This window comes from Streptomyces sp. NPDC053426 (genome assembly GCF_055585405.1).
On the sequence record NZ_JBVJKE010000009.1, the window covers coordinates 294,835 to 317,677 of the forward strand.

The window sequence follows — 22,843 nt, forward strand, 5'->3', positions numbered from 1 at the left end:
GAGGACGGGAGGCCGGACGTGACGCGCGGAGGACAGGGACTGGCCCGGGTGGCCGTCGTCGTACGGGCCGGGGCCGCGCCACTGTGGTGGCCGGGAGTGGTCGCGGCGGGCACCGGGGTGCTGGTGCCGGGGGTGACCGGGCGCCGGATCGGTGTACTGGCGGGCGCCGCGCTGTTCCTCGTGGCGGCGGCCGTCGTGGCGTACGGGCGGCGGGGACGGTACCGCGCGCTGGCCCGGTCGGCGGCCCGGGCGGGCAAGCACGACGTGCTCCAGGACCGGGCGGTGACCGTCCGCAACTGGCGCCGCGGACACCGCTGGTGGCTGCTGCTCGCCTTCGTCGCCGCGCTGGGCACGGCGTTCGTGGTACCCGCCGCCGGTGGCCTGCTGCTCGCCGGGTGCGGGGCGGGACTGCGGCTGAAGGCCGCCTGGATCGGGCGCCTGGAGCAGGCGGACGAGGTGCTGCTGTGGGTGCGCGTCGACTGGCTCCGCGCGGGGGCGGGACGGCCTGCGGGCAAGGTGGTCAAGGGGTACCGGACGACCGGTGTCGCGGCGGGCGACGCGGCTCCAGGCGGCTCCCGGCGGCGGGTCGCCGTGTCGGCTTGAGCGGTCGCGGTTCCGTGCGGGCGCGCCGGGTCGGTCGCGCCCGCACGGCGGAGCCGCACGTCGACACGGCCCCGCGCCCCTAGGGGAGCAGGGCGTCGGTGTGGGCGGCGCCCGATTCGGTCACGATCTCCTCGATCGTCTGGGGGGTGCGTACCGTCGCGAAGGCGATGCCTCCCGTGGCGTCCGGGGTGAAGCCGTGGATGCCGGGGCGGGGAAGTGAGTTGTAGGCGTAGTGGTGGGCGAAGTAGTACGCGCCCGTGTCCAGCGCCGCGGCGTAGTCGCCCTGTTCCAGCAGGGGCAGTGACTGGGCCCGGGCGAGCAGGTCGCCCGCGAAGCAGGCCGGTCCCGCCACGTCCTGCACGACGGCCGGGCCCTCCTTGGGCCGCCCCTTCGCGTCGTACGCGGCGATCCTCAGCGGCCACGACGCCGGCGCGTACACCGTCCGCGTCGCCACCTGCACACCGGCGTGCGTCACCGCGACCGGGCGCCCGCCCGCGCTCTTGGCGTACTCCACCCGCGCGACCACCGTGCCGTGCTTGGCCAGCAGCGACCGGCCGAACTCGGTGACCAGCCCGTACCGCCCGTCGAACAGCCCCGGCACCGTCTCGCTCAGCAGCCGCGCGTACCGTCCGTACGTCGGTGTGCTCGCCTCGGAGGCGAAGTTCACCGGCAGCCCGCCGCCGATGTCGACGGTGTCGACCTGGTGGCGTCCCGCGCGCCGGTTGATCTCCTCCGCCAGTCCGTACGTCTCCGCCACCCCCCGCGCCATCATCGTCAGCGCGATGCCCTGGGAGCCGGTGTGCGCGTGCAGCCGGGTCAGCCACGGCCGGTCCAGGTACGCCCGTACGACCCACTCCCGCGCGCCCTCGTCGCGCAGCGCCACCCCGAACTTCGAGGTCGCCGTCGCCGTGGACAGCGCCTCGATGGAACCGCCGCCGACCTGCGGGTTCACCCGGATGCCGACGGGGGAGCGGGAGCCGGATCCCGCCATCAGGGCGTCGAGGCGGGCCAGTTCCTGGGGGTTGTCCGCGTTGACGGCGATGCCCAGCGCGAGCGCCTCCCGCAGTTCGGCGGGGGTCTTGGCGGGCGAGTCGAGGACCGTACGCTCCGGCTCCACCCCCGCCGCCCGCGCCAGCGCCAGCTCACCCGGGCTGGCCACCTCCGCGCCGATGCCCTCCGCGCGCAGCAGCCGCAGCACCGGCACCAGCGGGCTCGCCTTCACCGCGAAGGCGTGCAGCACGGGTGTGCCGGGCGGCGTCACCGCCTCGAACGCCGCCCGCAGTTCGGCCGCCGACTCCCGGATGCCGGTCACGTCGAGCAGGGCCACCAGGGGGGTGTCGGTGTCGAGCAGCCCCTGCTCCACGGCGGCCCGCACCGCGGCGTCCCGCCGGGCCGCCCGTCCGTCGCCCCGCGGGTCCACCTCGTCCGTCAGGCCGTTGCCGTAAGCCACCGTGTCCCCCGTCCCTTCGGCGTTCTCCGTGTTCGCACGCATGCGTCCAGCCAAACATCCCTCTCCCGGCGGTGTCGGCACACCCCCTGTCTTGACTAGCTCTATTCAGAAGTCGAGGATGTGAATATCTGCAGTAATCGTCGGCAGTGATCCGCAGCATGAGGAGGCACACCATGGCCGGACCCGGACCCCGCCCCGTCCGAGCGCCGCGCGGCACCGAACCGAGCGCCCTGGGATGGCAGCAGGAGGCCGCCCTGCGGATGCTGCAGAACAACCTCGACCCCGAGGTCGCCGAGCACCCCGACAAGCTCGTCGTCTACGGCGGCACGGGGAAGGCGGCCCGCGACTGGCGCTCCTTCGACGCGATGGTGCGGACGCTGCGCACCCTCAAGCAGGACGAGACGATGCTCGTCCAGTCCGGCCGCCCCGTCGGCGTCATGCAGACCCACGAGTGGGCCCCGCGCGTCCTCATCGCCAACTCCAACCTCGTCGGCGACTGGGCCAACTGGGAGGAGTTCCGCCGCCTGGAGGCCCTCGGCCTGACCATGTACGGGCAGATGACCGCCGGCTCCTGGATCTACATCGGCACCCAGGGCATCCTCCAGGGCACCTACGAGACCTTCGCCGCCGTCGCCGCGAAGAAGTTCGGCGGCACCCTCGCCGGGACCATCACCCTCACCGCCGGACTCGGCGGGATGGGCGGCGCCCAGCCGCTCGCCGTCACCATGAACGACGGCGTCGCCGTCTGCATCGACTGCGACCCCCGCGCGATCGACCGCCGCATCGAGCACCGGTACCTCGATGTGAAGGCCGACTCGCTCGACCACGCCCTGCGGCTCGCCACCGAGGCCCGCGACGCCCGCCGACCGCTGTCCATCGGCGTCCTCGGCAACGCCGCCGAGCTGGTGCCGCAGCTGCTCGCCATGGGCGCGCCCATCGACATCGTCACCGACCAGACCTCCGCCCACGACCCGCTGGCGTACCTGCCGGTGGGCGTCGCCTTCGACGACATGGCGGACGCCGCCGCGAAGGACCCGGCCGGTTTCACCACTCGGGCCCGCGCGTCCATGGCCCGGCACGTCGAGGCGATGGTCGGCTTCCAGGACGCCGGCGCCGAGGTGTTCGACTACGGCAACTCCATCCGTGGTGAGGCGCAGCTCGCCGGGTACGAGCGCGCGTTCGCCTTCCCGGGGTTCGTGCCGGCGTACATCCGGCCGCTGTTCTGCGAGGGCAAGGGGCCCTTCCGGTGGGCCGCGCTGTCGGGTGACCCCGCCGACATCGCCAAGACCGACAAGGCGATCCTGGAACTGTTCCCGGAGAACGAGTCCCTGGCCCGGTGGATCAGGATGGCGGGGGAACGGGTGCACTTCCAGGGGCTGCCCGCGCGTATCTGCTGGCTGGGGTACGGGGAGCGGGACAGGGCCGGCGAGCGGTTCAACGACATGGTCGCGAGCGGGGAGCTGGCCGCGCCGATCGTCATCGGGCGGGACCATCTCGACTGCGGTTCGGTGGCTTCTCCCTATCGGGAGACCGAGGCGATGCTGGACGGGTCCGATGCGATTGCCGACTGGCCGCTGCTGAACGCGATGGTGAACGTGGCCTCCGGGGCGTCGTGGGTGTCCATCCACCACGGTGGGGGTGTGGGGATGGGGCGGTCGATCCACGCGGGGCAGGTGACCGTCGCCGACGGGACCGCGCTGGCGGGGGAGAAGATCCGGCGGGTGCTCACGAACGACCCCGGCATGGGTGTGATCCGGCATGTCGATGCCGGGTACGACATCGCGGAGTCGGTGGCGGGCTCGCGGGGTGTGCGGGTGCCGATGCGTGAGGGTGACCCGGCGTGAGCGGCGGCGACTCCTCGGTGCGGGCGGGCGGGTCGTCGCCGTCCGCGGGCCCGGCTGTGCCCACCCTCCCCCATAGCCCGAAAGGCATGGGAGGTACCCCCATCGCCCTGCGGAACGACTGCCCACAGCCTGTGCCGGCTGACGGTGCGCGGGCTGTGTCGGTCTCGGGTCGGGACGTGCCCTCCTTCAACGAGATGTGGCGGCAGTTGCTGCCCATCGGGCGTAGTTCCGTGTCCGGTGGCTATCGGCGGTTCGCGTGGGGCGGGGCCGATGCCGACTGCCGGGGGTGGTTCGAGGAGCAGGCCCGGGGGCGGGGGCTGGCGTACGAGGTCGACCGGAACGGGAATCAGTGGGCCTGGCTCGGGGATCCGGCCGACGGGGACGCTGTCGTCACCGGGTCGCATCTGGACTCCGTGCCGGACGGCGGGGCCTTCGACGGGCCCCTCGGGGTCGTGTCCGCCTTCGCCGCGCTGGACGAGCTGCGGCGGCGGGGCGTGCGGTTCGGCAAGCCGCTCGGCATCGTCAACTTCGGGGACGAGGAGGGCGCCCGTTTCGGGCTCGCCTGTGTCGGCTCCCGGCTCACCGCGGGCGCGCTCACCGTCGAGCAGGCCCACCGGCTCACCGACGGGGACGGCATCACGTTCCCGCGGGCCATGGAGGCCGCCGGACACGACCCGGACGCCATCGGCCCCGACCCCGAACGGCTCGGCCGCATCGGCGCCTTCGTCGAACTCCACGTCGAACAGGGCCGCGCCCTCGACCTGTCCGGCGACCGCGTCGGCATCGCGTCCGCCATCTGGCCGCACGGCCGCTGGCGGTTCGACTTCCGGGGCGAGGCCAACCACGCCGGCACCACCCGCCTCGCCGACCGGCGCGACCCCATGCTGCCGTACGCCGAGACCGTCGTCGCCGCCCGCCGCGAGGCCGAACTCGCCGGTGCCGTCGCCACCTTCGGCAAGATCGCCGTCGAGCCGAACGGCGTCAACGCCATCCCCTCCCTGGTGCGCGGCTGGCTCGACTCCCGCGCCGCCGACCAGAAGAGCCTGGACACCGTGGTGGACGGCGTGCGGGAGGCCGCCCGCGCCCACGCGCGGGAGCACGGCGTCACCCTCGACGTCGAGCGCGAGTCCTTCACCCCCGTCGTCGAGTTCGACCACGCCCTGCGCGACGAACTCGCCCGCATCCTCGGCACCGAAACCGACCTCAAGGTGCCCGTCCTCGGCACCGGCGCCGGACACGACGCCGGAATCCTCTCCGGACGCGTCCCGACCGCCATGCTGTTCGTGCGCAACCCCACCGGCGTCTCGCACTCCCCGGCCGAGTCCGCCACCGAGGACGACTGCGTGGCCGGGGTCCTCGCGCTCGCCGACGTACTGGAAGGACTGGTCGTCACGTGACCAAGAGGACCTACTGGGCGGAATACGCGTGGCTGGACGGCAACGTCGAGCCGGACGTGGCGCTCGACATCGCCGACGGCCGCATCACCGTGGTCCACAAGGAGACACCCGTCCCACCGCCCGGCGCGGAGGTGCTGCGCGGCCTCACGATTCCGGGCTTGGCCAATAGCCACAGCCATGCTTTTCATCGCGCGCTGCGCGGCACCGTCCAGGCGGGAAGCGGCCTACCCGGACTCGCCAACGCCCACAGGCACGCCGGTACACCTCCGCTTCGGCGGAGAGGAGAACGGGCGGCGGAACAGGCACCGGAATCATTCTGGGCGTGGCGAGACGTGATGTACGCCGTTGCGGACAGGCTCACCCCCGAAAGCTACTTCTCGCTCGCCCGCGCGACCTACGCCGAGATGGCGCTGGCCGGCATCACCACCGTCGGCGAGTTCCACTACGTCCACCACGCCCCCGGCGGCACGCCCTACGCCGACCCCAACGCCATGGGCGAGGCGCTCATCGAGGCCGCCGCCGAAGCCGGTGTCCGCATCACCCTCCTCGACACCGCCTATCTCTCCTCCGGCTTCGGACAGCCGCCCACCACCCACCAGCTCCGCTTCTCCGACGGCGACGCGGACGCCTGGGCCCAGCGCTGTTCAGTTCTCAAGGAACGGGATCACGCACGGATCGGGGCGGCCGTCCACTCCGTACGGGCCGTACCGGCGGAGCAGTTGGCGACCGTGGCGCGGTGGGCCGAGGAGCGGCGGGCCCCGCTCCATGTGCACCTGTCCGAGCAGACCGCCGAGAACGACGCCTGCCGGGAGGCCCACGGCTGCACCCCGACGCAGCTCCTGGCCCTGCACGGTGTTCTCGGACCGCGCACCACCGGTGTCCACAACACCCACCTCACCGCCGAGGACATCGCCCTCATCGGCGGCAGCGGCACCGGCACCTGCATGTGCCCGACGACCGAACGCGACCTCGCCGACGGCATCGGACCCGCCGCCGCCCTGCAGAACGAGGGCTCCCCGCTCTCCCTCGGCTCCGACAGCCACGCCGTGATCGATCTGCTCGAAGAGGCGCGCGCGCTGGAGCTGAACGAGCGGCTGCGCACCCGCACCCGCGGCCACTGGACGGCCGCCGCCCTGCTGCGGGCCGCCACCGCCGACGGACACGCCGCCCTCGGCTGGGACGACACCGGCCGCATCGAGGCCGGGGCACGCGCCGACCTCACCACCATCGCGCTCGACTCGGTCAGGACAGCGGGGCCGCTGCCCGGGCTCGGCGCCGAGACGGCCGTATTCGCGGCAACGGCAGCGGACGTACGGCACACGGTCGTGGCGGGCCGGCACGTCGTGCGCGACGGGGCGCACACGCTCGTCCCCGATGTGCCCGGAGCCCTCGCACAGGCAGTCGAAGCCCTGCGCGCCTGACGACCCCCCATGAGGACACCATGAGCAGCACCGTCATCAGCAACATCGCCACACTGGTCACCAACGACCCCTCCCTCGGCGACGATTCTCCCCTCGGTCTGGTCCGGGACGCGGCCGTCGTCATCGAGGGCGACCGAGTCGTGTGGACCGGTGAATCAAGCAAAGCACCCGCCACTGACAACCGGGTCGACGCCGAGGGCAGGGCGGTCCTGCCGGGCTTCGTCGACTCCCACTCCCACCTGGTCTTCGCCGGTGACCGCACCGAGGAGTTCAACGCCCGGATGTCGGGCCGCGCCTACAGCGCCGGCGGCATCCGCACGACCGTCGCCGCCACCCGGGCCGCAAGCGACGGGGAACTGGAGGCGAACCTCACCCGTTTCCTCGACGAGGCGCTCCGCCAGGGCACCACGACCTTCGAGACCAAGTCCGGCTACGGCCTGACCGTCGAGGACGAGGCCCGCGCCCTGCGCCTGGCCGCCCGTCACACCGACGAGGTCACCTATCTCGGCGCCCACATCGTCGCGCCCGAGTACGCCGAGGACCCGGCCGGATACGTGGCCCTGGTCACCGGCGAGATGCTGGACGCCTGCGCGCCGCACGCCCGCTGGATCGACGTCTTCTGCGAGAAGGGCGCCTTCGACGGCGACCAGGCCCGCGCGATCCTCACCGCCGGAAAGGCGAAGGGCCTGCACCCGCGCGTCCACGCCAACCAGCTCTCCCACGGCCCCGGCGTCCGGCTCGCCGTCGAGCTCGACGCGGCCAGCGCCGACCACTGCACCCACCTCACCGACGCCGACGTGGACGCCCTCGCGAACAGCCGTACCGTCGCCACCCTGCTCCCCGGCGCCGAGTTCTCCACCCGCGCCGAGTGGCCGGACGCCCGGCGGCTCATCGACGCCGGGGCCACGGTCGCGCTGTCCACCGACTGCAACCCCGGCTCGTCCTTCACGTCCTCCGTCCCCTTCTGCGTCGCCCTCGCGGTGCGGGACATGGGGATGACGCCGGACGAGGCCGTCTGGTCGGCCACCGCGGGCGGCGCGGCGGCCCTGCGCCGCACCGACATCGGCCGGCTGACCCCGGGCGCGTACGCCGACCTCACCCTTCTCGACGCCCCGAGCCACGTCCACCTCGCCTACCGGCCCGGCGTGCCGCTGGTCGCGGGCGTGTGGCGACGGGGCGTACGCAGGGTGTGAGGGGGACGCGAGGCGCCCAGGACGTCCCGAAGCCCGGACGTCCCGAAGCCAGGACATCCCGAAGGGGGGCGGCCCGGTCTCGGACCGCCCCCCTTGAGGACAAGCGTCATCCGGTGAGGATCACTCCTCGACCGTGAGCCCCTTGCGCAGTTTCACCAGGGTCCGCGACAGCAGGCGGGAGACGTGCATCTGGGAGATGCCCAGTTCCTCGCCGATCTCCGACTGGGTCATGCCCGCGACGAAGCGCAGGGAGAGGATCTTCCGGTCCCGCGGCGGCAGTTCGGCGATCAGCGGCTTCAACGACTCGACGTACTCGATGCCTTCGAGCCCGTGGTCCTCGTATCCGATCCGGTCCGCCAGGGCGCCCTCGGCGTCGTCCTCCTCCGGCTGGGCGTCCAGCGAGGAGGCGGTGTAGGCGTTCGACGCCGCCATGCCCTCGACGACCTCCTCGTTGCTGATGCCCAGGCGCTCGGCCAGCTCGGCCACCGTCGGCGCGCGGTCGAGCTGCTGGGCCAGCTCGTCACCGGCCTTGGCCAGGTCGAGCCGGAGCTCCTGCAGCCGGCGCGGCACCCGCACGGACCACGAGGTGTCGCGGAAGAAGCGCTTGATCTCGCCGATGATGGTGGGCATCGCGAACGTGGGGAACTCCACGCCGCGCGACAGCTCGAAGCGGTCGATCGCCTTGATCAGGCCGATGGTGCCGACCTGGATGATGTCCTCCATCGGCTCGCTGCGCGAACGGAAACGGGAGGCGGCGAACTTGACCAGGGCGAGGTTCAGCTCCACGAGCGTGTTGCGTACGTACGAATACTCGTGGGTGCCTTCCTCGAGCGACTCCAGGCGCTCGAAGAGGGTCTTGGACAGAGCCCGCGCGTCGACCGGGCCCACCTCGTCGTACGGGGGGATCTCCGGGAGTCCGGCGAGTAGGTCGTCCGGGACGACGACCGGGTCGTCCTGCTCGATGGGATCCAGATGTTCCGGAGGGAGTGTCGACGTCGCTTTCGGGGTACGCGATGCGTCGAGCCGGGGTGACATGATGTCCTCCATCGTTCTCGGCATATGGCTGCCGAAGCCGATACGTGCACTGCGGTGTGCGGCGCCTCCAAAGCCGGCCGTGTCGGTTGCGTGTTCCTACTAGCCCTACCCGCTTTCCCGAGCCGACCGCAAGTGCGTTCTGTTCGTATATGTCCGTTTGTGCGTGATTGTTAGGCTGTCGGAGCATGGCCGGAAGGCGTAATGTTCGAGGACGTCAGCAGGCAGCCACGAGGTCGGGAGAGAGAGACGGCATGGACCGCGGGACGGTCGGCAGCGCACAGTCTGGCCGGCTTCTGGTCGAGGTGCGAGAAGAGGGCCCCAGTGCCGTCGTGACCCCGGCGGGTGAGTTGGATCACCACACCGCCGATCTGTTGCGTGAGCCACTGGAGGACTGCCTCGCCAAGGGATTCAAGCGGCTTGTCATCGACTGCTCCCGGCTGGAGTTCTGTGACTCCACGGGGCTGAACGTGCTGCTCGGTGCCCGGCTGAAGGCCGAGGCGGCCGGGGGCGGGGTCCATCTCGTGGGGATGCAGCCCGTCGTCGCGCGGGTGTTCGAGATCACGGGGGCGGACGCGGTGTTCACCGTCCACGACACTCTCGAGGCGGCCCTGGCCGACGATTCGGCGTGACCCGCGCGGGCACGCCCGGCGGGGCGCTCCCGTCACTCCCGTCGTCGGAGAGTCCCTTCCGTCGCGCCTTTTCGTGCGAATACGGGGGTGTCCCCTCGGCCCGCTCGGGCAGGAGACACCCTGAACACGCCGGGCACGGTGGTCGCGAGGGCGCCGGGAACCGGATGTGCCGTATCCGCGTGACCGACCGAGTACGGAAACTTTTGAATCGTGAACTGGTGACACGGTGAGGTGAAGCGCTGATGAGCACCACCCGGCCCTACCCGCCGGGCGACCGCGGTCCGGAGCCCAGCGGCGCTTCCGGGACGCCAGGGGGCGGCGCGCCGGCGGGGGGCGCGCCCGACGGGGGCGTCGCCGTGCCCACCGCGTCACCGGAGTCCTCCCAGGTCCGCCGGCTGAGCTTCGACGGCCAGAGCGGCGTCGTACCGCTCGCCCGTGACTTCACCCGCCAGGCGCTGTACGCGTGGGGCTGGCTGCCCGCCGCCACCGCCGATCAGCGGGCCGCCGCCGAGGACGTCCTGCTCGTCGTCTCCGAGCTGGTCACCAACGCCTGTCTGCATGCCGAGGGGCCGGATCATCTGGCCATCACCTGTGACAAGAAGGTGATCCGGATCGAGGTCACCGACCGGGGGACGGGGCAGCCGGCCCCGCGCACCCCGCACCGGGCGGGGCGGCCGGGGGGCCACGGCATGTTCATCGTGCAGCGGCTCTGTCTGGACTGGGGGGTCGTGCGGGCTCCGGAGGTCGCGGGCAAGACGGTCTGGGCGGAACTCGGGGCACCCGCGTAGGTCCGGCCCGCCCCGCCGTGCCCGGATTCCCGCACCGGTCCTGACCCGAAGGTTTTCGCCCCCGCCGCCCCTTCCCGTCCCGAACCTGGGGCTCCGCCCCAGACCCCGCTCCTCAAACGCCGGAGGGGCTGGATGTCAGCCCCTCCGGCGTTTGAGGAGCGAGGGTCCGGGGGCAGCGCCCCCGGGGGACGGGAATGGGAAGGGGCGGCGGGGGCGGAAGAAGCAAGTGGCCGTACGCGCCCCGCGAACGCCCGAAGGGCCCCGCATCCATCGGATGCGGGGCCCTTCGGCGAGCCGGGGGGAAGGCTCAGCGCACGTCGCCCATGAGGGCCTTGACCTTGTTGCGGTACATCCACACCGCGATACCGGCGACCACCGCGAGGCTCGCCTCCATCGCGACGATGCCCGTCTTGTTCAGGTCGACACCGGCGATGGAGAGCAGACCGGTCGTGGCGTCACCGGCGGTGACGGCCAGGAACCAGACGCCCATCATCTGCGAGGCGTACTTCACCGGCGCCATCTTCGTGGTGACCGACAGACCGACCGGGGAGAGCATCAGCTCACCGCAGGTCTGGACGAAGTAGATCGCCACCAGCCACAGCGCGGCCGCCTTGTGGCCGCCGTCCGCGATGGCCAGCGGGGCCAGGAAGAGGAAGAAGGACGCGCCGACCAGGACCAGGCCGAACGAGAACTTCACGATCGTGCTCGGCTCCTTGCCGCGCCGGGCGAGCGCCAGCCACACGGTGGCGAAGACCGGGGCCAGGGCCATGATGATGACCGGGTTGACCGACTGGAACCAGGAGACCGGGAACTCCCAGCCGAAGACGCTGGTGTCGGTCGAGGAGTCGGCGAAGATCGCCAGGGTCGAACCGCCCTGGTCGTAGATCATCCAGAAGACGGCCGCGGCGACGAAGAACCAGATGTACGCGGACATCTTCGACTGCTCGGCGCGGTCCAGGTCCTTGTCCCGCTTGATGCGGGTCAGCACCAGCACCGGGATGATCACGCCGAGCAGGGTCAGCGGGACCAGGATCCAGTTCAGGGTGTAGACGCCGGAGAAGCCGACGATCGCGTAGAAGACGACGGCGAGCGCGGCCCAGAACGCGGCCTTGCGCAGCGTGGAGGTCTTCTCCTGAGCCGACAGCGGCTTCGGGACCACGCTGGAGTGGGGGGCCAGGTGGCGGCTGCCGAGCAGGAACTGGACCACGCCCAGGCCCATGCCGACCGCGGCGAGCGCGAAGCCCAGGTGCCAGTTGACGCTCTCGCCGATGGTGCCGATGATCAGCGGCGCGGCGAAGGCACCCAGGTTGATGCCCATGTAGAAGACGGTGAAGCCACCGTCCCGGCGCGGGTCGTCCGGGCCCTGGTAGAGCTGGCCGACCATCGTGGAGATGTTGGCCTTCAGCAGACCGGAACCGACAGCGACCAGGCCGAGCCCCGCGTAGAAGGTGCCGGAGGACGGCAGGGCCAGCGTCAGGTGGCCCAGCATGATGACGCCGCCGGCGACGGCGACGGTCTTGCGGGGGCCCCAGACACGGTCGCCGAACCAGCCGCCCGGCATCGTGAGCAGGTACACCAGCGAGAGGTACACCGAGTAGATCGCGGTCGCGGTGCCGGCACTGAGGCCGAGGCCGCCCGGCGCGACCAGGTACAGCGGGAGCAGAGCCCTCATGCCGTAGTAGGAGAAACGCTCCCACATCTCGGTCATGAAGAGAGTGGCCAGTCCGCGGGGGTGGCCGAAGAAGGTCTTCTCGGATCCGGGGGTGCCCGGAGTGACCGAGTCCTTCGTCAGGCTGGACGCCATGGTCGATCCTTGCTGGTCGGGACGCGTCGCGCGAGCGTGTACGCGCCCGGTGGGGGGCGGCCGGCACCGGCGAGGCCGTACCGTCCACCCCACGCCCGGGGGAGGGCCGCTCCGGGGCGCGGAACGGCGGACGGCGACCACCGGGATCCACGCCCCACCGTGCGTCTGCGCGCGACGGGGCCCGGCCACAGGTCATTCCTTCCGGGGCCGGCGCACAGGCCGGCCCGCACACAAAAGAGACCCTCGGCGTCAACTGCGCCAAAGGTCCCCGTGGTGCAACAGGCGTTGATTCACCATACGGCAGGACAGTGCCGGATATGGAAGGACTTGAGACACGGATCACAGGTTTTGCTGGAACCGTGATCACCCATTCGAAGGTCCCTCCTAGGTTCGCACCCCACAGCCGCAGGCGCGAACCGGGGCCGCCGCGGGTGAGAAACGGGTATGCCGGAGGTAAGAGTCAACGCCCGCGATCACACCCCGGGCCCCGTGGCGGCGGGACTACCATCACTGACATGACCCGTGTACTGCTCGCCGAGGACGACGCGTCCATCTCGGAGCCGCTGGCCCGCGCCCTGCGCCGGGAGGGATACGAAGTCGAGGTGCGCGAGGACGGACCCACCGCGCTCGAAGCCGGCATGCAGGGCGGTGTCGACCTGGTGGTGCTGGACCTCGGACTGCCCGGCATGGACGGTCTGGAGGTCGCCCGCCGGCTCCGCTCCGAGGGGCATACGGTTCCCCTGCTGATCCTGACCGCGCGCGCCGACGAGGTGGACACGGTCGTCGGCCTGGACGCGGGCGCCGACGACTACGTCACCAAGCCGTTCCGGCTCGCCGAGCTGCTGGCCCGGGTCCGGGCCCTGCTGCGGCGCGGTTCCGCCGAGCCCCAGCAGCCGCCCGCCACCCACGGCGTGCGCATCGACGTCGAGTCGCACCGGGCCTGGATGGGCGACGAGGAGCTCCAGCTCACCGCGAAGGAGTTCGACCTGCTGCGGGTCCTGGTGCGGGACGCGGGCCGGGTCGTCACCCGCGACCAGCTGATGCGCGAGGTCTGGGACACCACCTGGTGGTCCTCCACCAAGACCCTCGACATGCACATCTCCTGGCTGCGCAAGAAGCTGGGCGACGACGCGGCCAACCCCCGCTACATCGCGACCGTGCGCGGTGTGGGCTTCCGCTTCGAGAAGAGCTAGCCGAAACCCCGTGGGTTTCCGTTTGGGTAAGAGGACATGCGCCGCCGCCTGATCCAGTCCACGCTCGCCGTGGTGCTCGTCGTGATCGCCGTCTTCGGCGTCTCCCTGGTGATCGTCGAGACCCGCACCATCAGCGAGAGCGCCAGGGAGCGGGTGGAGTCCGAGGCGGTCCGGCTGGCCAGCATCGTCGACAGCCGGCTGCTCGTCGAGGACAAGGTCACCGCCGAGATCATCAGCGACCAGGTCACCGAGGACCGGTACGCCGTCATCAGGATCCCCGGCAAGCCGCCCATCGAGGTCGGCACCAAACCGGACGGCGACGTCATCAGCGCCACGGCACCCGGCGAGGAGGGCGAGACGGTCACCGTCCAGGAGCCGCGCTCCTCGGTGACCCGGGAGGTCGGCCGTACGCTGCTGATCATCGTCCTGGTGGCGCTGCTCGCGGTGGTCGCGGCGGTGCTGCTGGCGATCCGCCAGGCCAGCAGGCTCGCCTCCCCGCTGACCGACCTCGCGGAGACCGCCGAGCGCCTCGGCTCCGGCGACCCCCGCCCCCGCCACCGCCGCTACGGCGTCCCCGAGCTGGACCGGGTCGCGGACGTGCTGGACCGCTCCGCCGAGCGCATCGCCCGCATGCTGACCGCCGAGCGGCGCCTCGCCGCCGACGCCTCCCACCAGCTGCGCACCCCCCTCACCGCCCTGTCCATGCGCCTGGAGGAGATCACCCTCACCGACGACCCGGACACGGTGAAGGAGGAGGCCACGATCGCGCTGACGCAGGTGGAGCGGCTGACGGACGTGGTGGAGCGACTGCTGACCAACTCCCGGGACCCGCGCACCGGCTCCGCGGTCACCTTCGACCTCGACGAGGTGATCCAGCAGCAGCTCGCCGAGTGGCGCCCCGCCTACCGCAGCGCGGGCCGCGCGATCGTCACCTCCGGCAAGCGGAAGCTACGGGCGGTGGGCACGCCGGGCGCGGTCGCCCAGGTGCTGGCGGCGCTGATCGAGAACTCGCTGATGCACGGGGGCGGCACGGTCGCCCTGCGCACCCGCGTCACCGGCAACCAGGTCGTCGTCGAGGTCACCGACGAGGGGCCGGGTGTCCCCGCCGACCTGGGCGCGCGGATCTTCGAACGGGCGATCAGCGGCCGCAACTCCACCGGCATTGGCCTCGCCGTCGCCCGCGACCTGGCGGAGGCGGACGGCGGCCGTCTGGAGATGCTCCAGGCCAGTCCGGCCGTCTTCGGCCTGTTCCTCTCCCGCACACCGCCGCAGAAGTCCCCGGACGACGAGTCCCGCCGGACGGTGCGCTGACGGCTACGGCACGCGCTGCGTCGCGTGGGAGCCGCGGGAGCCGTCGGCGGGGGCGCCCCGCGTCACCGGCTCCCGCACCGGCAGCGCGCGGAAGACCCAGGTGCGGTACGACCAGAAGCGGAACAGGGTCGCCACGCCGATGCCGAGGAACTTGAAGATGTTGCTCTGCAGCGGGCTGTCCCAGCCGAAGCCGTACGTCGCCGTGTACAGCACACCGTTCTCGATCACCAGGCCGACCGCGCTGAACAGCAGGAACAGCGTCATCTCCCGGGTGCGCCCGGACTTGTCGCGGTCCCGGTAGGCGAAGTAGCGGAAGCCGATGTAGTTGAAGACGATCGCCACGACGGTCGCGATGACGCTCGCCCGCACCACCTGGAGGTCCGTCACCTGCCGGACCAGGTTGAACACGAGGAGGTTGACCAGCAGACCCATGCCGCCGACCGCGCCGAACTTCACGACCTCACGGACCAGCCGGTCGATCCGCTCCCGTACGGTGCCGCGCGGGGCCGTGGTCGGAGGCGCAGAGGAACCGTTTCCCATGGTGGTGCGGGCCCCCGTCCATCGGTTGGCGTCAACCAGACCATGCTAACCACCCGGCTGCGCGATCTTCCTGCGGACGAGGATGACGACCGCGGACCGCCCGGAGATCGTCGGAGGACCGTCCGGAGATCGCCCGCGCACCGTCCGGGAGGAGGCCGGTAAATCGGCCACGGTGGCTCGGCCGATACCCTGGGGGCGTGACGTTCCCGGTAGTCGGCATGGTCGGCGGCGGCCAGCTCGCTCGTATGACACACGAGGCGGGCATCCCGCTCGGCATCAAATTCAAGCTCCTCAGTGACACTCCGCAGGATTCCGCGGCGCAGGTCGTCGGCGATGTCGTCGTCGGCGACTACCGCGACCTGGAGACGCTGCGCGCGTTCGCGCGCGGCTGCGACGTGATCACCTTCGACCACGAGCACGTGCCCACCGAGCACCTCAGGGCCCTGGAGGCGGACGGCATCCCCGTCCGTCCGGGCCCCGACGCGCTGGTGCACGCCCAGGACAAGGGCGTGATGCGCGCGAAGCTCGACGCGATCGGGGTGCCGTGCCCGCGGCACCGCATCGTCGCCGACCCGGCGGACGTGGCCGCGTTCGCGGCGGAGCTCGAAAGGGGCGGGCCCGAAGGGCCCTCCGGCAAGGGCGGTGGTGGGCGACGGGCGGGCGGCTTCCCGGTCGTGCTGAAGACCGTCCGCGGCGGCTACGACGGCAAGGGCGTGTGGGTCGTCGGCTCCGTCGAGGAGGCCGCCGAGCCGTTCAAGGCCGGCGTTCCCGTCCTCGCCGAGGAGAAGGTCGACTTCGTGCGCGAGCTGGCCGCCAACGTGGTCCGCTCCCCGCACGGGCAGGCCGTCGCCTACCCCGTCGTCGAGTCGCAGCAGGTGGGCGGCGTCTGCGACACGGTGATCGCGCCCGCGCCCGACCTCGACGAGGCCCTCGCGCTGAAGGCCGAGGAGATGGCGCTGAACATCGCGGGGGAACTCGGCGTCGTCGGCCACCTCGCGGTCGAGCTGTTCCAGACCCGCGACGGCCGCATCCTCGTCAACGAGCTCGCGATGCGCCCGCACAACTCCGGACACTGGTCCATGGACGGCGCGATCACCTCGCAGTTCGCCAACCACGTCCGCGCCGTCCTCGACCTCCCGCTCGGCGACCCCCGCCCGCGCGCCAAGTGGACGGTCATGGTCAACGTCCTCGGCGGCGACTACCCGGACATGTACTCCGCGTACCTGCACTGCATGGCCCGCGACCCCCAGCTGAAGATCCACATGTACGGCAAGGACGTGAAGCCCGGCCGCAAGGTGGGCCACGTCAACACCTACGGCGACGACCTGGACGACGTGCTGGAGCGCGCCCGTCACGCAGCCGGCTACCTGAGAGGCACGATCACCGAATGAGCCCAGTTGTCGGCATCGTCATGGGGTCGGACTCCGACTGGCCCGTCATGGAAGCGGCGGCCAAGGCCCTCGACGAGTTCGAGATCGCCTACGAGGTCGACGTGGTCTCCGCGCACCGCATGCCCCGCGAGATGATCGCGTACGGCGAGCAGGCCGCGGACCGGGGACTCAAGGTGATCATCGCGGGCGCGGGCGGCGCCGCCCACCTGCCCGGCATGCTCGCCTCGGTCACCCCGCTGCCCGTCATCGGGGTGCCCGTGCCGCTGAAGTACCTCGACGGCATGGACTCCCTGCTGTCCATCGTGCAGATGCCGGCCGGTGTCCCGGTCGCCACCGTCTCCGTGGCCGGCGCCCGCAACGCGGGCCTGCTCGCGGCCCGCGTCCTCGCCGCCCACGACGAGGAACTCCTCGGCCGGATGCGGGAGTTCCAGCAGGAGCTGAACGACCAGGCCACCGAGAAGGGCAAGCGGCTGCGCGCCAAGGCCGAGGGCTCCGGCGCCGGCTTCGGCTTCGGGAAGTGACGCGGATGACCTCGCTGGACCAGGCCCGGGAGCTGCTGCGCGAGTTCCCCGTCGTCGACGGGCACAACGACCTGCCGTGGGCACTGCGCGAACAGGTCCGCTACGACCTCGGCGCCCGCGACATCGCCGGCGACCAGTCCGCCCACCTGCACACCGACCTCCCCCGGCTGCGCGCGGGCGGGGTCGGCGCGCAGTTCTGGTCGGTGTACGTCCGCGCGGACCAGCCCGACCCGGTGCCGGCCACGCTGGAACAGATCGACTGCGTACGGCAGTTGCTGGCCCGTCACCCGCGGGAGCTGGCGCCCGCGCTGACCGCCGCCGACATGGAGGCCGCGCGCGGTCAGGGCCGTATCGCCTCCCTCATGGGGGCGGAGGGCGGCCACTCCATAGCCGACTCCCTCGGCACGCTGCGGGGGCTGTACGACCTCGGTGTCCGGTATCTGACCCTCACCCACAACTTCAACGTGGCGTGGGCGGACTCGGCGACCGACGAGCCCGGCGTGGGCGGCCTGTCGGCCTTCGGCCGCGAGGTGGTGCGGGAGATGAACCGGCTCGGCATGCTGGTCGACCTCTCCCACGTCGCCGCCACGACCATGCGGGACGCGCTGGACGCCACGTCCGCGCCGGTGATCTTCTCCCACTCCTCCGCCCGCGCGGTCTGCGACCACCCGCGCAACATCCCCGACGACGTGCTGGAGCGGCTGCCCGCCAACGGCGGTGTCGCGATGGTGACGTTCGTGCCGAAGTTCGTGCTCCAGGCGGCCGTCGACTGGACGGCCGCGGCCGACGAGAACATGCGCGCGCACGGCTTCCACCACCTCGACACCACCGCCGAGGGGATGAGGATCCACCGCGCCTTCGAGGAGGCCCACCCGCGTCCGGTCGCCACCGTCTCCACGGTGGCGGACCACCTGGACCACATGCGCGAGGTCGCCGGCATCGACCACCTCGGCATCGGCGGCGACTACGACGGCACGGCCTTCACCCCCGACGGCCTGAACGACGTCTCCACCTACCCGAACCTGATCGCCGAGCTCCTCGACCGCGGCTGGTCGAAGGCCGACCTGGCCAAGCTCACGTGGAAGAACGCGGTACGGGTACTGGGCGCGGCGGAGGACGTGGCCCGGCACCTCCAGGAAACCCGCGCCCCGTCCAACGCCACCCTGGCCTCCCTGGACGCCTGACCCGCCCGCTGGATCCAGCCCCTCCGCCACCACCCGGCCCGTCCGGCACCATTCGGCCCCTCCGGCGTTTGAGGAGCGGGGGTCCGGGGGCAGAGCCCCCGGGGACGGGACGGGACGGGAAGGGAAGGGGCGGCGGGGGCGAACCGGACAACCGCATGCCCGGGCGGGGCACACCCCGATACCCCGAACGCCGCGCCCACCAGGAAGCCCACGGCCGCTCCGTGCGACGGTGACCGTACCGCCGAGGTCACCGACGTACGGAGCCCGCCATGGCCGATCTCCAGGACGACCTGCACACCGCCGCCGAGGTCGGCCGCGTCGACGAGCCGTACCCCCAGGAGGCGGTCGTCGTCGCGCCGGAGACGTACGAGCCCGTCTCCGACCCCGACGCCGAACCCCTCACCCGCGCCCACGCCGTCCTCACCGCCCACCCCGTCGCCGACGGCTACAGCGGACTGCCGTGGGCGCTGCGCCGGCTGCCCTGGTACGACCTCGACCTGGGGGAGAGCGCCGTCGACGCGGATGTGCCCCGGCTGCGCAAGGGGCAGGTCGGCGCGGTGTTCTGGTCGCTGCACCTGCCCGAGGCCGACGACGGCGGCCGGGCCGTCGGCGCCACCCTGGCGCAGCTCGACCTGGCGAAGGCGGTGGTCGCCGCCCACGACGAGGGCCTGCGCCCGGCGCGCAGCGCGGGAGAGGTCGCCGACGCCCGCAACTGCGGCCGGGTCGCCGTTCTGTTCGGCCCCGCCGGTGCCGCCGCCCTCGGTGACTCCCTCGGCGTCCTGCGCTCGCTGCACACCCTCGGGCTGCGCGTGCTCACCCTGACCGGCGTCTCCTGGGCGGGCGCCGCGGGACTGACCCGGTTCGGCGAGGAGGTCGTCCGCGAGATGAACCGGGTCGGCATGATCGCCAACCTGTCGTACGCCTCGGACCCGGTGATCCGCCGCGTCCTCGCCGTCTCCAAGGCGCCCGTGCTGTTCAGCCGCTCCGCCGCCCACGCCCTGCGCCCCCACCCGGCCAACCTCCCCGACGAGCTGCTCGCCGAGGTGGGGAGGGCCAAGGGCCTGTGCATGGTGCCGCTGACCGCCGAGCAGTCCGGCCCGACCGTCCGTGACGTCGCCGACCACCTCGACCACGTCCGCACGGTCGCCGGGCCGGAGTGCGTCGGCCTGTCCGGCACCTACGACACCGGCGGCACCCATCCGCAGGAGCTCGCCGACACCTCCTGCTACCCGAGGCTGATCGCCGAACTGCTGGGGCGCGGCTGGGACGAGACCGAGGTGGCCCTGCTGGCCTGGGGCAACGTCCAGAGGGTGCTCCGCGAGGCCCGCTTCACCGCCCATGTGGCCCAGCAGCGCCGCCCGCCGTCGACGGCGGCCATCGAGGACCTGGACGGCTGAGCGGCGGGACGGTCAGGGCCGTTCGGCCAAGGCCGTTCGGCCAAGGCCGTTCGGCCAAGGCCGTTCGGTCAAGGCTGTTCGATCCGGCAGAGGCAGAACGGATGCCCCGCCGGATCGGCGTACACCCGGAAGTCCTTGCGCTCGTAGTCCTCCCGGTCCAGCACCCGCGCCCCCAGCGCCAGCACCTTCTCCTCCGCCGCGTCGATCTCCTCCCAGGTTCCGCCGGCGTCGAAGTCGAGGTGGAACTGCTGGGAGTCGTGGTCGGCGCTCGGCCAGTCCGGCGGGGTGTGCCCCGGCGCCCGCTGGAAGGCGAGCCGGGGCCCCGCGGGGATCTGGAGCACCACCCAGTCCGGGTCCTCCTCCACGGGGGTGCCGCCGCCGACGGCCGCGTAGAAGACGGCCAGTTCACGCGGGTCGGGGCAGTCGAGGACGACGGAACGCAGACGGGCCACGGGGGCCATGGGTCCTCCAGGGGTCAGCGGGTCAGCAGGCACACAGGCAGAACGGGTGCCCGGCCGGGTCCGCGTAAACCCGGAAGGTCCGCGAGCGGTCGTCGGCGTCCAGCGGCCTCGCGCCCAGCGCCAGCACCTCCTTCTCGGCCGCGTCCAGGTCCTCGACCGTCAGGTCCAGGTGGAACTGCTGGGAGCGGTCGGCCGACGGCCACTCCGGCGCCACGTAGCCCGGGGCCGCCTGGAAGGCCAGCGTCGGGCCGCCGTCCGCCTTCAGGTCCACCCACTCGCCCTCGTCCACGATCGTGCCGCCCACCAGCCCGGCGTAGAAACCGGCCAGCGCGCGCGGGTCCGGACAGTCCAGGACGACGGCGCCCACCTTGGCAACGGACATGACTTCCTCCTCGTTGTTACTGCTAGAACCGGGTAACCGGTAACGGTTACCGCATGCTCCCGCATCGGGGGTAACGTCGCAAGGGATAAAGGGAAAGGGAGAGGCGGCGTCCAGGCATGAGTGAGAGAGCGGCCCCGCCGGGGAAGCTGGCCCTGGTCCAGGACCTGGTCAACACGCTGGACGTCGAGTCGGGCGCCGATGCGCTGGACACGGCGGACGGCCGCGCGCCGTTCGGGCTCACCGAGGACACCGCCGCTTTCGCCCGCGAACTGCGCGAGTCCCTGCGTGTCACGCTGCTCGCCCACGCCGGGCACCCGCCCCACCGCGCGGTCACCCCGCTCGGCGAGCTGCTCGCCCGTGCGCCCCTGGTGGTCACGGTCGACCCGGCGGACGGCTCAGCCGCGCTCGCTCCCGTCGACGACGGGCCCCTGCTCTCCCGGATAGCCGCCGCCGTCGCCGAGGCGGTCGCGGCGGGCACCTGGAACCGGCTGAAGGCCTGCGAGGCCGACGACTGCCTCTGGGCGTACTACGACCGCAGCCCCGCCGGACGCGGCCGCTGGTGCTCCATGCAGGTGTGCGGGGCCCGCGCGAAGATGCGGCGCTATCGGGCGAAGGGCGCGTGAGCGCTCCGCTGGGGGTGGGTTGTTCGTTGTCCGCCGCGCCGTTGTGGCTGGTCGCGCGGCTCTTCGCGCCCCTATGGGGTGTTGCCGTGCCGCAGTGGGCTTTGCGGGGCTCGCTGGGGGTGCGGTGGTGTGTCGTTGGTCGTGTGCCGCGGCGTTGTGGCTGGTCGCGCAGTTCCTCGCGCCCCTATGGGGCGCGTAGTCGCACCGTGTCCGCGCGTGGTTTGGCAGAATGCGGCAGGGCGCCGGTTCGGCCGACTGAGCCTCGGCCGAACCGGTGTCCTCCGCTTTTCGTCTACGCGGTGGGGCGTCCCATCGCGCGGTAGCGCCAGCCGGCCCGGCGCCACACCTCCGGGTCGAGCGCGTTGCGCCCGTCGAGGATCAGCCGCTCCGCCGCCACCTCGCCCAGCGCCGCCGCGTCCAGCTCGCGGAACTCCCGCCACTCCGTCAGGTGCAGCACGACGTCCGCGCCGCGCACCGCCTCCAGCGCCGAGTCGGCGTACCCCAGGGTCGGGAAGAGGCTGCGGGCGTTGTCCATGCCCTTCGGGTCGTACACCGTGACCTGGCCGCCCTGGAGGTGGATCTGCCCGGCCACGTTCAGCGCCGGCGAGTCCCGGACGTCGTCCGAGTCCGGCTTGAAGGTCGCGCCCAGCACCGCCACCCGCTTGCCGAGGAAGGAACCCCCGCCCAGCGCCTGCCGGGTCAGCTCCACCATCCGGCCGCGCTGGCGCATGTTGATCGAGTCGATCTCCCGCAGGAACGTCAGCGCCTGGTCCGCGCCCAGCTCACCGGCGCGCGCCATGAACGCCCGGATGTCCTTCGGCAGACAGCCGCCGCCGAAACCGATCCCGGCCCGCAGGAACTTCTTGCCGATCCGGTCGTCGTAGCCGATGGCCTCCGCCAGCTTGGCCACGTCACCGTCCGCGGCCTCGCACACCTCGGCCATCGCGTTGATGAACGAGATCTTCGTGGCCAGGAAGGAGTTCGCCGAGGTCTTCACCAGCTCCGCGGTCGCGAAGTCGGTCACCACGAACGGCGAGCCCTCCTCGACCGGCGTGGCGTACACCTCCCGCAGCACCTTCTCCGCCCGCTCGCTGCGCACACCCACCACGACCCGGTCCGGGTGCAGCGTGTCCTGCACGGCGAACCCCTCGCGCAGGAACTCCGGGTTCCACGCCAGCTCCGCGTCCTCCCCGGCGGGGGCGTGCTCGGCCAGGTAGGCGGCCAGCCGGTCGGCCGAGCCGACGGGCACCGTCGACTTGCCCACGACCAGCGCGGGCCCCTTCAGGTGCGGCGCGAGCGAGGCGATCGCGGAGTCGACGTACGACATGTCGCAGGCGTACTCGCCGTGCCGCTGCGGAGTGTTCACACACACGAAGTGGACGTCGCCGAACTCCCCGAGCTCGGCCCAGTCCATCGTGAACCGCAGCCGCCCGCTGGACCCCTCGATCCCGGCCACGTGCTTGCGCAGCAGCTCCTCCAGTCCCGGCTCGTACATCGGGACCTCACCGCGCCGGAGCTTGTCGATCTTCTCCGGTACGACGTCGAGACCCAGCACCTCGAACCCCAGCTCCGCCATGGCCGCCGCGTGGGTCGCACCGAGATAACCGGTGCCGATCACGGTGATCTTGAGGGCCATGAGTGCTCCAGGGGTATACGGCATGCAGTGCGGGCCCGAG

Annotated in this window: 21 protein-coding genes; 14 read left to right on the forward strand and 7 right to left on the reverse strand. The window is 72.1% G+C overall.

Annotated elements, in window-relative coordinates:
- Window positions 1–18 precede the first annotated feature (18 nt).
- On the forward strand, window positions 19–603 hold the full coding sequence (locus ACZ62B_RS20555; RefSeq protein WP_344554958.1) for a hypothetical protein: 585 nt from the start codon (window positions 19–21) through the stop codon (window positions 601–603).
- Window positions 604–682: 79 nt separating this feature from the next.
- On the opposite strand, the gene ACZ62B_RS20560 is transcribed toward ACZ62B_RS20555, so the two are convergent.
- Window positions 683–2,095 carry a type III PLP-dependent enzyme domain-containing protein gene (locus tag ACZ62B_RS20560; protein WP_344554957.1) on the reverse strand — a complete coding sequence of 471 codons (1,413 nt, stop codon included), beginning with the start codon at window positions 2,093–2,095 and terminating at the stop codon, window positions 683–685.
- Window positions 2,096–2,226: 131 nt separating this feature from the next.
- On the opposite strand from ACZ62B_RS20560, the gene hutU reads away from it, so the two are divergent.
- The 4 genes from hutU to hutI all read left to right on the forward strand — a co-directional run bounded on the left by hutU (window position 2,227) and on the right by hutI (window position 7,908).
- Entirely contained in the window at window positions 2,227–3,897 is a 1,671-nt protein-coding gene (gene hutU, locus ACZ62B_RS20565) for a urocanate hydratase (protein WP_344554956.1), read from the forward strand.
- Between the two features lie 194 nt (window positions 3,898–4,091).
- Complete coding sequence (locus ACZ62B_RS20570; RefSeq protein WP_469691634.1) at window positions 4,092–5,294, forward strand: allantoate amidohydrolase; 1,203 nt, start codon at window positions 4,092–4,094, stop codon at window positions 5,292–5,294.
- Window positions 5,291–6,715 (forward strand): formimidoylglutamate deiminase, encoded by a 1,425-nt coding sequence (locus ACZ62B_RS20575; protein ID WP_344554954.1) that lies wholly within the window; start codon window positions 5,291–5,293, stop codon window positions 6,713–6,715. Before ACZ62B_RS20570 ends, ACZ62B_RS20575 begins: the two co-directional genes overlap by 4 nt.
- Before the next feature lie 20 nt (window positions 6,716–6,735).
- Window positions 6,736–7,908 (forward strand): imidazolonepropionase, encoded by a 1,173-nt coding sequence (gene hutI, locus ACZ62B_RS20580; protein WP_344554952.1) that lies wholly within the window; start codon window positions 6,736–6,738, stop codon window positions 7,906–7,908.
- Between the two features lie 120 nt (window positions 7,909–8,028).
- On the opposite strand, the gene ACZ62B_RS20585 is transcribed toward hutI, so the two are convergent.
- Window positions 8,029–8,943 (reverse strand): RNA polymerase sigma factor SigF, encoded by a 915-nt coding sequence (locus ACZ62B_RS20585; RefSeq protein WP_073936174.1) that lies wholly within the window; start codon window positions 8,941–8,943, stop codon window positions 8,029–8,031.
- A 251-nt stretch (window positions 8,944–9,194) separates the two neighbouring features.
- Here ACZ62B_RS20585 and ACZ62B_RS20590 point away from each other — a divergent pair, with 251 nt between their 5' ends.
- Entirely contained in the window at window positions 9,195–9,572 is a 378-nt protein-coding gene (locus tag ACZ62B_RS20590; RefSeq protein ID WP_030870057.1) for an STAS domain-containing protein, read from the forward strand.
- A 242-nt stretch (window positions 9,573–9,814) separates the two neighbouring features.
- A complete protein-coding gene (locus ACZ62B_RS20595) occupies window positions 9,815–10,360 on the forward strand; it encodes an ATP-binding protein (protein ID WP_344554948.1) in 546 nt (181 codons plus the stop codon).
- Window positions 10,361–10,667: 307 nt separating this feature from the next.
- Here ACZ62B_RS20595 and ACZ62B_RS20600 read toward each other — a convergent pair whose 3' ends face one another.
- Entirely contained in the window at window positions 10,668–12,164 is a 1,497-nt protein-coding gene (locus ACZ62B_RS20600) for an MFS transporter (protein WP_344554946.1), read from the reverse strand.
- A 515-nt stretch (window positions 12,165–12,679) separates the two neighbouring features.
- Here ACZ62B_RS20600 and ACZ62B_RS20605 point away from each other — a divergent pair.
- Complete coding sequence (locus tag ACZ62B_RS20605) at window positions 12,680–13,357, forward strand: response regulator transcription factor (protein ID WP_030821646.1); 678 nt, start codon at window positions 12,680–12,682, stop codon at window positions 13,355–13,357.
- 36 nt (window positions 13,358–13,393) lie between these two features.
- Window positions 13,394–14,668, forward strand: a complete 1,275-nt coding sequence (locus ACZ62B_RS20610) for an ATP-binding protein (protein ID WP_344554942.1) — start codon at window positions 13,394–13,396, stop codon at window positions 14,666–14,668.
- Window positions 14,669–14,671: 3 nt separating this feature from the next.
- On the opposite strand, the gene ACZ62B_RS20615 is transcribed toward ACZ62B_RS20610, so the two are convergent.
- A complete protein-coding gene (locus ACZ62B_RS20615) occupies window positions 14,672–15,208 on the reverse strand; it encodes a GtrA family protein (RefSeq protein WP_344554940.1) in 537 nt (178 codons plus the stop codon).
- Between the two features lie 197 nt (window positions 15,209–15,405).
- Here ACZ62B_RS20615 and ACZ62B_RS20620 point away from each other — a divergent pair, with 197 nt between their 5' ends.
- From ACZ62B_RS20620 to ACZ62B_RS20635, 4 genes are all read left to right on the forward strand, one after another.
- Window positions 15,406–16,599 (forward strand): 5-(carboxyamino)imidazole ribonucleotide synthase, encoded by a 1,194-nt coding sequence (locus tag ACZ62B_RS20620; RefSeq protein ID WP_344554938.1) that lies wholly within the window; start codon window positions 15,406–15,408, stop codon window positions 16,597–16,599.
- Window positions 16,596–17,120, forward strand: coding sequence for a 5-(carboxyamino)imidazole ribonucleotide mutase (gene purE, locus ACZ62B_RS20625; protein WP_344554936.1), 525 nt, complete (start codon window positions 16,596–16,598; stop codon window positions 17,118–17,120). Before ACZ62B_RS20620 ends, purE begins: the two co-directional genes overlap by 4 nt.
- Before the next feature lie 5 nt (window positions 17,121–17,125).
- Window positions 17,126–18,304, forward strand: coding sequence for a dipeptidase (locus tag ACZ62B_RS20630; RefSeq protein WP_344554934.1), 1,179 nt, complete (start codon window positions 17,126–17,128; stop codon window positions 18,302–18,304).
- Window positions 18,305–18,573: 269 nt separating this feature from the next.
- Complete coding sequence (locus tag ACZ62B_RS20635) at window positions 18,574–19,701, forward strand: dipeptidase (protein ID WP_344554932.1); 1,128 nt, start codon at window positions 18,574–18,576, stop codon at window positions 19,699–19,701.
- Window positions 19,702–19,769: 68 nt separating this feature from the next.
- Here ACZ62B_RS20635 and ACZ62B_RS20640 read toward each other — a convergent pair whose 3' ends face one another.
- Together ACZ62B_RS20640 and ACZ62B_RS20645 are read right to left on the reverse strand one after the other, a co-directional pair.
- Window positions 19,770–20,162, reverse strand: a complete 393-nt coding sequence (locus ACZ62B_RS20640) for a VOC family protein (protein WP_073936127.1) — start codon at window positions 20,160–20,162, stop codon at window positions 19,770–19,772.
- 22 nt (window positions 20,163–20,184) lie between these two features.
- Window positions 20,185–20,544, reverse strand: a complete 360-nt coding sequence (locus tag ACZ62B_RS20645) for a VOC family protein (protein ID WP_344554931.1) — start codon at window positions 20,542–20,544, stop codon at window positions 20,185–20,187.
- A gap of 116 nt (window positions 20,545–20,660) precedes the next feature.
- Between ACZ62B_RS20645 and ACZ62B_RS20650 the strand changes: the two genes are divergently transcribed.
- The gene (locus ACZ62B_RS20650) at window positions 20,661–21,167 is read left to right on the forward strand and encodes a CGNR zinc finger domain-containing protein (RefSeq protein WP_344554930.1); all 507 of its coding nucleotides are present in this window, start codon (window positions 20,661–20,663) and stop codon (window positions 21,165–21,167) included.
- A gap of 292 nt (window positions 21,168–21,459) precedes the next feature.
- Here the strand turns inward: ACZ62B_RS20650 and ACZ62B_RS20655 are convergent, their stop codons facing one another.
- Complete coding sequence (locus ACZ62B_RS20655) at window positions 21,460–22,803, reverse strand: UDP-glucose dehydrogenase family protein (protein WP_344554929.1); 1,344 nt, start codon at window positions 22,801–22,803, stop codon at window positions 21,460–21,462.
- Between the last annotated feature and the right edge of the window lie 40 nt (window positions 22,804–22,843).

Coding starts and splice junctions, on each gene's coding strand:
- ACZ62B_RS20560 (WP_344554957.1), bottom strand. CDS start 2,095: ATGCGTGCGAACACGGAGAACGCCGAAGGGACGGGGGACACGGTGGCT.
- hutU (WP_344554956.1), top strand. CDS start 2,227: ATGGCCGGACCCGGACCCCGCCCCGTCCGAGCGCCGCGCGGCACCGAA.
- ACZ62B_RS20570 (WP_469691634.1), top strand. CDS start 4,092: ATGTGGCGGCAGTTGCTGCCCATCGGGCGTAGTTCCGTGTCCGGTGGC.
- hutI (WP_344554952.1), top strand. CDS start 6,736: ATGAGCAGCACCGTCATCAGCAACATCGCCACACTGGTCACCAACGAC.
- ACZ62B_RS20585 (WP_073936174.1), bottom strand. CDS start 8,943: ATGTCACCCCGGCTCGACGCATCGCGTACCCCGAAAGCGACGTCGACA.
- ACZ62B_RS20590 (WP_030870057.1), top strand. CDS start 9,195: ATGGACCGCGGGACGGTCGGCAGCGCACAGTCTGGCCGGCTTCTGGTC.
- ACZ62B_RS20595 (WP_344554948.1), top strand. CDS start 9,815: ATGAGCACCACCCGGCCCTACCCGCCGGGCGACCGCGGTCCGGAGCCC.
- ACZ62B_RS20600 (WP_344554946.1), bottom strand. CDS start 12,164: ATGGCGTCCAGCCTGACGAAGGACTCGGTCACTCCGGGCACCCCCGGA.
- ACZ62B_RS20605 (WP_030821646.1), top strand. CDS start 12,680: ATGACCCGTGTACTGCTCGCCGAGGACGACGCGTCCATCTCGGAGCCG.
- ACZ62B_RS20610 (WP_344554942.1), top strand. CDS start 13,394: ATGCGCCGCCGCCTGATCCAGTCCACGCTCGCCGTGGTGCTCGTCGTG.
- ACZ62B_RS20615 (WP_344554940.1), bottom strand. CDS start 15,208: ATGGGAAACGGTTCCTCTGCGCCTCCGACCACGGCCCCGCGCGGCACC.
- purE (WP_344554936.1), top strand. CDS start 16,596: ATGAGCCCAGTTGTCGGCATCGTCATGGGGTCGGACTCCGACTGGCCC.
- ACZ62B_RS20630 (WP_344554934.1), top strand. CDS start 17,126: ATGACCTCGCTGGACCAGGCCCGGGAGCTGCTGCGCGAGTTCCCCGTC.
- ACZ62B_RS20635 (WP_344554932.1), top strand. CDS start 18,574: ATGGCCGATCTCCAGGACGACCTGCACACCGCCGCCGAGGTCGGCCGC.
- ACZ62B_RS20640 (WP_073936127.1), bottom strand. CDS start 20,162: ATGGCCCCCGTGGCCCGTCTGCGTTCCGTCGTCCTCGACTGCCCCGAC.
- ACZ62B_RS20645 (WP_344554931.1), bottom strand. CDS start 20,544: ATGTCCGTTGCCAAGGTGGGCGCCGTCGTCCTGGACTGTCCGGACCCG.
- ACZ62B_RS20650 (WP_344554930.1), top strand. CDS start 20,661: ATGAGTGAGAGAGCGGCCCCGCCGGGGAAGCTGGCCCTGGTCCAGGAC.
- ACZ62B_RS20655 (WP_344554929.1), bottom strand. CDS start 22,803: ATGGCCCTCAAGATCACCGTGATCGGCACCGGTTATCTCGGTGCGACC.